The organism is Geobacter sp., from assembly GCF_030834625.1.
Classification (GTDB): Bacteria; Desulfobacterota; Desulfuromonadia; order Geobacterales; family Geobacteraceae; genus Geobacter.
Map to the genome: position 1 here is coordinate 242,813 of NZ_JAUQXO010000075.1, position 7,444 is coordinate 250,256.

Below are 7,444 nucleotides of genomic sequence, written 5' to 3' on the forward strand. Positions count from 1 at the left end.
GGTTTAGAACGTACCCGTACCCACGTTCTGCCGCTACGCACGCGCCCCCGGACCGCTGCGGAGGATGATCCCCTTGAAAACCATAACATTATACGTCTGCCAGAACTGCGGATACCAGTCGGCCAAATGGCTCGGCAAGTGCCCCGACTGCGCCGCCTGGAACAGTCTCGTCGAAGAGGTGCGGGGCAAAGGAAAAGGGAGCACCGCCGTCGCCCTGTCCGGCGGCGTGGCACCGGTCCCCATCTGCGATGTGGCGGGCGAAGCGGAGGAGCGGCTCTCCTGCGGCATCTCCGAGTTCGACCGGGTCCTCGGCGGAGGGCTTGTGGCCGGCTCCGTCGTCCTCATCGGCGGCGATCCCGGCATCGGCAAATCAACCCTCCTCCTGCAAGTGATGGACCATCTGGCACGAACCGCCGGGCCGGTTCTCTACGTCTCCGGCGAGGAGTCGGCCCGCCAGGCGAGGTTGCGCGGAGAGCGGCTCGGCATCCGTTCGAAGGAACTGCTCGTTCTCGCCGAAACGGCCCTCGAAACGGTGCTGGCCCAGATCGGCGCCGTGGCTCCCCGGGCCGTGGTCATCGACTCCATCCAGACCATGTACGCCCCGGGGCTCGAATCGGCGCCGGGAAGCGTGAGCCAGGTCCGGGAGTGCGCGGGGCGTCTCATGGTAGCCGCCAAGCGGAGCGCCATCCCCACCTTCATTGTCGGACACGTCACCAAGGACGGCTCCATTGCCGGTCCCCGGGTGCTGGAGCACATGGTCGACACGGTCCTCTACTTCGAGGGTGACCGGGGACACGCCTTCCGGATCCTGCGGGCGGTCAAGAACCGTTTCGGCTCCACCAATGAGATCGGCGTCTTCGAGATGAAGGAAGGGGGGCTCTGCGAGGTCCGCAACCCCTCGGAGATATTCCTTTCGGAGCGCCCCCTGGGGGTCTCCGGTTCCGCGGTGGTCACCACCATCGAGGGGAGCCGTCCCCTCCTGGTGGAGCTCCAGGCCCTGGTCACCCCCTCCTCCCTGGGGGTTCCCCGCCGCACCACCCTCGGCGTCGATGCCAACCGTCTCGCCCTTCTGGTGGCCGTCCTGGACAAGAAGGTGGGGCTCCACATGGCGGGTCAGGACATCTTCCTGAACGCCGCCGGAGGTGCCCGGGTGAGCGAACCGGCTGCCGACCTCGGCATGGTGGCCGCCCTTGCGTCGAGCCACCTGGACAAGGTCATCGATCCCCAGACCGTCATTGTGGGCGAGGTGGGCCTGGCCGGAGAGGTGCGGGCCATGACCCAGCCGGAAACCCGGGTGCGGGAAGCGGCCAAGCTCGGCTTTACCCGAGCCGTCATCCCCGCCGGAAGCCTCAAGCAGGTAACGCCCATGGAGGGGATGGAAGTAATCGGAGTCAAATCGGTGGAAGAGGCCCTTGACCGGCTCCTGTGAGCTGTTTCCGTCGAAGCCGGCAGTACTTTTTGCTTTACTTGACCATACATTCCCTTTATTATTTGTACGATTTACCGCAAACTAAGGGAGACGCGTGGCATGGACAAGGAGAAGCTCGAATATTTCAGATCGATCCTCAACGACGAGGTCCGCACGCTCCAGGAAGAGGCGGGAAAAACCGTCTCGGAAATGACCGTCGACTCCACCAGTTTCCCCGACCCCACCGACCGGGCCACCCAGGAGTCTGACCGCAGCTTCGAGCTCCGCATCCGGGACCGGGAGCGCAAGCTCATCAACAAAATCCGGGAGGCCCTCGAGCGGATCGAGGATGGCAGCTTCGGCACCTGCGAGGTATGCGGAGAGGACATCAGCGAGGCCCGCCTGAAGGCCCGACCAGTCACCACCCTCTGCATCGACTGTAAGATGGAACAGGAGCGGAAAGAAAAGCACCCGTGACGTCCCCTCCCCTTCCTGCGCACTCCCCGTAGCACATACCGCATACCTGGAGTCTGGATGGCTGTTCAGAATCAGTTCAAGATAGTGAGCAGTGCGATTCGGATAGCCAACACCACCGACCAACCCCACCGGGTACGGCTGAAAGCCCTCGCCCTCCTCATTGCCGAGGCATTTCACTGCGCATCGGCCACCTTTTACCTGGCCGACGAGGGGGAGCGACAACTCCACCTGAAGATCTCGACCCTCGTTCCGGACGAAATCAGCGACTGCCGCATTCCCTTCGGCAAAGGGGTCGCAGGGAGGTGCGCGGCGAGCGCCCGGCCCCTTCGTCGCGGGACATCATCGCTTCACCCCCATGAGCCGTCCATAGGGACCGAGCGCCAGATTGACGCCCATCCCATCATCGACGGAGATCGCCTCGTCGGCGTCCTCTCCCTGGGCCTCCCCGGAGACCTCCCCCTCGACGAAACCGATCGGGAACTCCTCCAGATCCTTTTGATCGAGGCCGCCGGAATCATTCGCTACAAACGCTCCCTCGATAGCATGAACAAACGGCTCGAGGAGTTCTATTTTCTCTACCGGATCAGCAAAGCGATGCTCTCAACCATCAAGCTGAACCGGCTCGTCCACCTGATCCTCGCCGCCCTCACCTCAGGCACACCCCCCCTCTTCGACCGGGCCATGCTCTTTCTGGCCAACGAGCGAACCGAGACACTCCAAGGGATGACCGGCATCGCTCGAACCGACGGACTCGAGCCGTCCGACGGCGGCCCCCACGCACCCGCACCGGACGCCCTGAGCGTTTCCGACGAGGACATTGCAGCCCTGCAGCAGACCGAGTTCTGCAGACTCGTCAAGGCGACGCGGCTCCCCCTGGACAGCACCCAAAACCCCATCTCGCAGGCAGTGCTCGACAGGAAGCTCGTGCATGTGCGCAATCCTCGCAGGGAGCACCCCGTTGACCGCTCCTTCAACCGGCGGTTTGGCGGCGCCTCCTTCGCCGTCGCCCCCCTCATAGCCCATGACCGGGTTATTGGTGCCATCGTCGTCGACAACCGCTTAAGCGGACGCCCCCTAACCCCCGACGAGCTCAACCTTCTGCAACTCTTCACCAACCAGGCGGGACTGGCGGCAGAAAACTCCATTCTCTACAATCGACTCGAGGAGACTAACCGTAACCTCCACGAGACCCAGGAACGCCTCCTGCAGGGAGAAAAGCTGGCCGCCATCGGCAAGATGGCCGCAGGAATCGCCCATGAGCTTAAAAACCCCCTCGTATCGGTGGGAGGCTTCGCAGGGCGGCTGAAAAAGCGGCTTCCCGCCGACTCGGAAGAATGGCAGTACGCAGATGTCATCACCCGTGAGGTTCAGCACCTGGAGAAGATGCTTACCGACATTCTCTTCTTTTCGAAACGGACGACCATCTGCTATGCACGGTGCAGCCTGAACCAGGTCATCGACGATGCCCTCGCGGTGGTCGCCATCCCCCTTGAAGAGAAGGGGATCAGGGTAGAGAAACGGCTGGCATCACGGCTACCGTCGGTACTGGGCGACTGCCCGCAGCTTCGCCACGTCCTCATCAACCTCTTCACCAACGCCAATGACGTCATGGAGCCAGGCGGCGTACTGGAAATCGCCACCTTCCCTTCCCAACTCGACGGGAACCGGGCCGTTTCAATCAGCGTCGCGGACACGGGAAAAGGCATCCTCCTCGAGCATATCCACACCGTCTTCAGCCCCTTCTTCACCACAAAGGAAACGGGAACCGGTCTCGGTCTCGCCATCGCCCACAAGATCATCACCACCCACGGCGGCCGGATCGAGGTCAGGAACCGCAAGGATGGAGGGGCTGAATTCACTGTAACCATCCCCGTATCCCCCTAACTTTCTTCTTTTCAAGGGAGTCACTTTACGGTATAAATCTGGTGCCGTGTCCGATCAAACAGGACTATTTATAATTTACAATGGGGATGTAGCTCAGCTGGGAGAGCGATGCGTTCGCAACGCATAGGTCGACGGTTCGATCCCGTTCATCTCCACCAATAAACACAAAGGGCTTACAATGAAAATTGTAAGCCCTTTGTGTTTATACCAATTTTGTGCAACCTCTCATGCAACCTCTTTGGGATGCACTCCCCCGAAAACAAACTGCTAGAAAAAATAGATCATCGAGAACCGGAACACATTTGCTTTTCCCAAATCAGAGGTGCCCGCAGTGACGTTACCGTATCGGGTGCTTACATATTGATACTCGGTTGCAACTCTGACGGCTGCGTTAAGGTCATAGGCAATATTGGCAAAGATCTGGGAGTTTGATTTCTGGAAGTCCTTTATGCCGCTTCGGGTATAACTTGCAAAATTCTCCGCACCTCTCATGCCGTAGCCGGCTGTAATACCCAAATTCTGAGTCGGATAAAATATCATCTGCCCGAATAGACCGTACCCCTTGGCACCGGTCTTGTCCCCTTGCGGTCCTAATAACGGGCTGACGGTTGCATAGTTGAACGACATGTTGGCAGCCTTATATGCCTGCCCTTCGAAGGAGGCTGTCATTGCTCTGCTTTTGCCGTCCGCAGACCTCAGAACCGGTACGAAGGTGTACAGGCCATATCCCCACGAATCAACTGTCTGTGCATTGCCTGCTATTTCCTGATTGCCATATAAGCCAAAAAATCCCACCGTCAGGTGGTTCATAGGGAGGCCCCAGAATCCGGGAGCAACGCCAAGCGCCTTGCTGACAAGCATCGCCTGTCCTGCAATATTGGGCTTGGCACCCCAGGACTCCCCCGCCGTGCCATTTGCAGTATTGCTGTCCTGCACCGGATTCTGCAGGGCCGCTATGAGCTTGAGGGAATTCTGATCGCTCAGTTTCACTTTCTGCGACACCCTTAACTGGGCAACGCGGGGGGTAGTCGGGTTACCGGCGGTCTGCCCCTGACCAAAGTCGATAGTGGATGCTGCTGCCGGCGCAAAGAGATCCCACGACTGCCCGAAGAGAATCTGAGTATCTGCCCAATCGAGGGTTCCGTAAGCAAGCCGGATTCGCATAGTAGCCGTTTCATTGCTGCTGCCGCCGGAACCGAAAAAATCGGTTTCAATAAGCGCGCCTGTCTTTGCACCCAGAAATGTCGGACCTTCAGCCTTGAACCAGAGACGGCTCTGTCGAGCGGAGAAGAGGGACTGATCCTGTTTCGCCGCAGCTGAACTGGTTTTGGGAATGCCGCTGGGCTGCAACGTCGCCACAAGGCCGATACCATTTGCAGAGCCCAGATTTACGGAGTTGTACACATAATCAAGTTTTACAAAGCCGCCAATTGACAACTTGAATTTGCTCGTGACCGGAGAAGACATTTTCCCATAGATACCGGGGCTCACCTCACACGACGGCTCAAAATCACAATTATACGGTGGCGGAGATTCCTGGGGAACATCCTGAGCCAATACCGGCGTCGCAAGAATTAGCGGAGCCATTGCACAAAATACCCATCTGCATATCATTACTTACCCCTCCCAACCCTAAATACGGTTCATCCTTTTGGCAGCCTCTGTGAGCTCTCCACGGAAATCGGGATGCGCGATGTTGATCAGATTGAGGGCACGTTGACGGGCCGTCTGGCCGCGGAGCTTGGCAACCCCGAATTCGGTGACCACGTAATCCACATCGTTTTTCCCGGTGGTGACGGATGCTCCCGGGGCAAGGGTCGGGACGATTCTTGATATGGTTCCATTTTTGGCTGTCGATGCAGTGGTGATGAAGCCTTTACCGCCGTTGGAAATATTCGATCCCCGGACGAAATCGGCCTGGCCTCCGGTTCCGCTGTATTGCAGATGCCCGAATGATTCGGAACAGCACTGGCCAAGCAGGTCCACCTCGAGGGTGGCGTTGATTGACACCATGTTGTCGTTTTTGCCGATGTTGTGGGGATAGTTGACATAGTCCACCGGATGCATCTCTATCCGTGGATTTTCGTTCATGAATTCATAGAGCCGGCTGGTACCAAGGGCGAAAGTGGCGACAGTCTTACCGCGGTGGGTCTGCTTGCGGGAGTTGTTGACCGCACCACAAAGCATAAGGTCCACCATGCCGTCGGAAAGCAGCTCGGTGTGTATCCCCAAATCCTTCTTGTGCAGCAGCGCCTTGCAGACCGAATTCGGTATGCCTCCCCAGCCAAGTTGCAAGCATGAACCGTCTTCCACCAGTTCCGAGATATAACCGCCGATAGCCTCTTCAATCGGCGTGATGGCAGGAATGGTCAAGGACGCAAGGGGCTCATTGCACTCGATGATGTGGTCGACCTCGGAGATGTGAATATGACAGTTGCCGTGGGTCCGGGGTGCCTGGGGGTTCACCTGCACCACCACCTTCGACGCCTTTTTGACCGCCTCCATGGTGTAGGCGACGGAGAGACTACAGGTAAAGTAGCCATGCTCATCCATGGGGGAAACCACCGTCCCTGCCACGTCAACCGGCCAGTAATCACGCAGGAGCCTGGGGACCTCATGGAAGTAGTTGGGGACGAAATCCGCCCACCCTTTCTGGACTGCCTCGCGGGATACGTGGCTCGTGAACCAGGCGTTGACCTTTATGTGCGGAACCGAATCCTCCGTGAAATAATCGGGGCACAGATGATGCTGCTGGTTGATGACGACCCCTTGCAGCTCGTACTTGCGGGCGGCCAACGCCCTCACGAAGAGCGTCGGCTCCCCGACGCTGATAGGGAAGCAGAGATGATCTCCCGACTTTACAATTGATGCGGCTTGTTCCGGCGAGCAGACCTTTTGCCGGTACTCCTTTTCATAGCTATGTTTGGCTCTTTTAACGCTCTCCATGACTGATACCCTCCAGTGGATTGTATTCATTGGTTCAGCACATCTGCCGGTAAGCTTTAAATATCCACCAACTCCTCGGTCCAGGGCGTCCCTTTTGCCAATCCCTGACGCAACTTGACAAAGTCGATCTCACGGCCGGTTTCCCTGGTTCCCTTGTTGAAGGCCCTGAAGCCGATACGGGCCTCGTTCATCATGTTGAGCGCCAGCCATGCACGGGAATTTTCCTTGTTGAGGTTCCACGCCTGAAGCTTGGGCTTGCGCAGCTCTTCCAGGCTCTTGGTCATGCACTCGGGGAAGGTCTCCAGAAGCTTGGCACACAGTTCCTCAACCTTCTGATCCAGGAGGCCGAGATCGATCTCCCCTTCCTTGATCTGGGCCTGCCCTTCCTTGAAGGCTGCGCCGGTCTTGAATTCGCCATGGACGACCCGTCCGTATTCGTCGAGCATCCGGTCGGTGACGACGGTCGGGTTGGCGACGAATTTTCCCCCCACCTTGAGGGCAGGAACCACATCGGCGATGATGCCGAGTCGGGCCGCCTTGTGGGCCGAGAAGGGCTCGCAGAGGGTACCGGAGACCATGGCCTGCTCGCAGCCGATCATGAGCGGCAGGAAGTCGGTGGCCCCGCCGATGGCGGCCGAGCCGTGCTTGGGACCGGCCTGGCCGAAGTTGGCCAGATCCTGGGCAATACTGAAGTCTGCGGCCATGCCGATTTCCTGGCCGCCGCCGATG

General features: G+C 58.9%; 6 protein-coding genes and 1 tRNA gene. 4 read left to right on the plus strand and 3 right to left on the minus strand.

Annotated features, from left to right (window positions below):
• Positions 1–73 precede the first annotated feature (73 nt).
• From radA to RCH91_RS18905, 4 genes are all read left to right on the plus strand, one after another.
• A complete protein-coding gene (radA, locus tag RCH91_RS18890) occupies positions 74–1,429 on the plus strand; it encodes a DNA repair protein RadA (protein WP_306536562.1) in 1,356 nt (451 codons plus the stop codon).
• A 99-nt stretch (positions 1,430–1,528) separates the two neighbouring features.
• Positions 1,529–1,885, plus strand: coding sequence for an RNA polymerase-binding protein DksA (gene dksA / locus RCH91_RS18895; RefSeq protein WP_306536563.1), 357 nt, complete (start codon positions 1,529–1,531; stop codon positions 1,883–1,885).
• A 57-nt stretch (positions 1,886–1,942) separates the two neighbouring features.
• On the plus strand, positions 1,943–3,769 hold the full coding sequence (locus RCH91_RS18900; protein WP_306536566.1) for a GAF domain-containing protein: 1,827 nt from the start codon (positions 1,943–1,945) through the stop codon (positions 3,767–3,769).
• Positions 3,770–3,851: 82 nt separating this feature from the next.
• Positions 3,852–3,927 (plus strand) — tRNA-Ala (locus RCH91_RS18905).
• Between the two features lie 109 nt (positions 3,928–4,036).
• Here the strand turns inward: RCH91_RS18905 and RCH91_RS18910 are convergent.
• From RCH91_RS18910 to RCH91_RS18920, 3 genes are all read right to left on the minus strand, one after another.
• Positions 4,037–5,383: a hypothetical protein gene (locus tag RCH91_RS18910; RefSeq protein WP_306536568.1), complete on the minus strand. Its 1,347-nt coding sequence runs from the start codon at positions 5,381–5,383 to the stop codon at positions 4,037–4,039.
• Positions 5,384–5,401: 18 nt separating this feature from the next.
• A complete protein-coding gene (locus tag RCH91_RS18915; RefSeq protein WP_306536570.1) occupies positions 5,402–6,715 on the minus strand; it encodes an acetyl-CoA hydrolase/transferase family protein in 1,314 nt (437 codons plus the stop codon).
• 56 nt (positions 6,716–6,771) lie between these two features.
• Positions 6,772–7,444, minus strand: a 673-nt coding sequence (locus RCH91_RS18920) for an enoyl-CoA hydratase-related protein (RefSeq protein WP_306536572.1), incomplete at its 5' end; no start/stop codon positions are given.

Coding starts and splice junctions, on each gene's coding strand:
- RCH91_RS18915 (WP_306536570.1), bottom strand. CDS start 6,715: ATGGAGAGCGTTAAAAGAGCCAAACATAGCTATGAAAAGGAGTACCGG.
- RCH91_RS18910 (WP_306536568.1), bottom strand. CDS start 5,383: ATGATATGCAGATGGGTATTTTGTGCAATGGCTCCGCTAATTCTTGCG.
- dksA (WP_306536563.1), top strand. CDS start 1,529: ATGGACAAGGAGAAGCTCGAATATTTCAGATCGATCCTCAACGACGAG.
- RCH91_RS18900 (WP_306536566.1), top strand. CDS start 1,943: ATGGCTGTTCAGAATCAGTTCAAGATAGTGAGCAGTGCGATTCGGATA.